At 37.3% G+C, this 2966-nt stretch carries 1 protein-coding gene and 1 pseudogene; both read right to left on the bottom strand.

Translation table 11 applies throughout. From position 1 onward, the window contains the following. Positions 1 to 149 precede the first annotated feature (149 nt). Positions 150 to 1646 (bottom strand): annotated as a pseudogene (locus PX636_RS11560) (IS5-like element ISMae6 family transposase). Between the two features lie 569 nt (positions 1647 to 2215). Next, on the bottom strand, positions 2216 to 2680 hold the full coding sequence (locus PX636_RS11565; protein ID WP_002799684.1) for a helix-turn-helix domain-containing protein: 465 nt from the start codon (positions 2678 to 2680) through the stop codon (positions 2216 to 2218). Between the last annotated feature and the right edge of the window lie 286 nt (positions 2681 to 2966).

Raw genomic sequence — 2966 nt, forward strand, 5'->3', positions numbered from 1 at the left:
AGGAAAGGGCTTTTAGCTTGATTGAGAGCTTCCCAAATGCACTTAAATCTGCTAGAATCTCTTAAAACCCTTGCATCACCCTTGCATCTTCTCTAATTAGGGTTTGCTGAAAAAGTCATTGAAAAGTACAGGTCTCTTAATCAATGATTTCACTTAGCTACAAGCATAAGCTTTAGTTGTTGATTAATTTTTAAATTATAACTTATCCTAATCATTGACCGAGAAAAAGTGCTGTTTTTCCATTTCAGACATAAAAAAGCCCAAAAAACCTGCCTCAACAGGTTAGAAAGATTCATGACTAAAAAAGTAATAGCAATCGCTGAAAAGGAAGTATGAGGAAGTTTAGCCATCACTTTACCTAAGCTAAATCTTCTTTTCCCTTGTCCAAATTTGCCCTCTATACAATTCCGAATCCTCTCATCATCAGCAGCTTGTTTCTTTTGTTCTTTACTAACATTTTTGGCTGGTCTTCCTAATGGGGGACCACTGATTCTGATTCCCCTTTCTTTACACCAAGCTCGGTTTTCTCTGGTTCGATAAATTTTGTCCACATGAACTGATTCTGGATAGTATCCTGTATAGTCATAATAAGCTTCTATTTGTGCTTTTAAATCTCCCGATTCATTAAAGTTATCCCAACTAATCCGGTCTAAAAATATGTAACCATCTATACAGCTTGCTGAGAATTTGGCCCCAAATTCTCCGGGTTTTCCAGCTTTTCCTCTGACTATCGGACGGATGTGGGGTTGAGTTAAGCTGACAATTCTGTCTTCAATACTCTGTTTGTTATTTTGGTACATCCAGAGTTGTTGGCGATCAACTTCTGTGACTACTAATAACAGTTTATAGTCTCTTTTTTTCAAGCTTTGTAGAGAGGCTCCTTCTGCTAAAAGTTGTTCAATATGGTCGAGATTTCTTTTCAGATATTGCAGTTGTCTTTTTAGAGCTTTTCGTCTTTGTTTGACGGTAGGTTTTCTTTTTTTTGCTACTTCTAAATAACTTTTTCTGGCCAGGAGACGATAGGTTCTCGGTTTTTGAACAAGTTTTCCTTTTATAGTTTCCTAGAGAATATCAATAATTTTTTCGGTTTGTTTTCTTCCTTGATTTAACAGGTTTAAATCCGTAGGATAACTAATATCTGCGGGCGCACAACTGGCATCTAAAATTAATTTACCTCGATTTTCTGGTTGACTTTGGGTTTCGCTCTCTAACTTTTTTTCGGTGTTTTCTTCTTCTTTTATTTCTCTCGAATTTTTGACCATAAAGCGATTCACTTTATTAATTAGTTCCAGAGTGATTCTTTCTCGAAAGTGAACCAACATTGACGCTTCAAACTGGGGTTCATTGCTGTAGGCTGAAAACCCCAAGAAGTATTGTAAATAAGGATTTTCCTTGATTTGTTCTACCGTTTCTCTATCGCTTGTTCCTAATTTTTCTTTAATAATTAATGCTCCTAGTGCTGTCCTAAATGTTTTGGCGGGTGCGCCCATTTCTTCTGAAAAAAGTGATGCGTATTCCGCTTCAAATTCTGACCAGGGAATGAGGTTGGCCATAATTACCCAACGATTATCTTGGGATAATTTCCCCTCAAAGGGCAGCTCGAAGTTTTCTGGTGGGGTTGAGGGTAACTCGCTTTTACGGTACATTAGCACTAATTAGAGAAGATGCAAGGGTGATGCAAGGGTTTTAAGAGATTCTAGCAGATTTAAGTGCATTTGGGAAGCTCTCAATCAAGCTAAAAGCCCTTTCCTGTAAGGTTTTTACCATTATTCAGCAAACCCTACCTAAATTACTCGTTAATTAACAGGGATCAGGGAGAGGCAGTTTGAGCATTGATACTAAAATTCCCAATACATACGCAGTTTAAATGCAGTACAGCTTATCATCCTAAATCCTGTTTTAAAAAGCAGATAACAATCAATCCTAAGTTAGCCAATGATAGTTAGTCAAGTTTTTAATTTCATTAGTCATTGTTTCTTCCATTGCTTCAATCGTTTCAAAATGCTCATTAACCAGGGGTTCATCTACTAGAGACCATAATCTCTCGGCTGGCTGTAATTCTGGCGAATAAGCAAAGTAGAAAATCGAGCATGATTCCCTCGGCAACCTAAAGTTTTTGACTTCTATCTGAGAATTGGGAAATTTATCGCTTAATTATTGGACTTTTACTGGTAAATTCTGCTTAAATTTTTCTGGTTTAACTGGGTCTCCCTTTTTATGTTTTGGTCTCGGTTTTTGACAAGAATATCTGCACTTTTTTTAAGTAATCCCATCCCCTTTGATTCCAAACTTTTTCTCGTCCCGTTTCCTTTTCTATCCATCTAGCCACCTTCGGACCTGTCCAGATTCCTCCATCGGCAGGACGTTTTTTCAGTTCTTCTTTTAATTTTTGCAATTGTTCTTCCTTCAATAAAGGTTCTTTTCCTCTCCGATGTTCCCCACTTTTTTTCTTGAGATTTTTAACTCCTTCTTCCCCTAATTCATTATATCTTTTGAGAATTCTAAAACTATATTGATAATCTAATCCTACAGCTACTGCAGCATTTTTGATTGTCCATCCTAACGATATTTTCCACAATAAGTGCCATCTTCTTGTTTCTACTGAGTCTTGACTTCTTCTGTATCTATCTTTCAGTTCCTCTGAACTTAGATGTTCGGCTAAGTAAGCTTTCTTGGGCATTTTATCTCATTGTTTTTATTTACCCTATTATAACAGGATTTAGGCTCAAACGGTAAGTCTGCCAAAGGAAGCGTCAAAAGCGCAAAATCTGCGAGATTAGTTTTGGAAACGCTAATCTCAGCGAAGCGGATTAGCTTAGTTCATATCGATCTCATCGAAAATTTTGGGTCTGAAACCCCGCCGTTTTACGGCGGCTTTGCTGTTAAATCTTAGCACATTTACACGATATATGCTAGAATGCGGGATATGGAAAAAGCCTATTCGTTTCGATTTTACCCCACACCAA

Source organism: Microcystis sp. M53598_WE2 (genome assembly GCF_030067735.1).
GTDB lineage: Bacteria > Cyanobacteriota > Cyanobacteriia > Cyanobacteriales > Microcystaceae > Microcystis > Microcystis aeruginosa.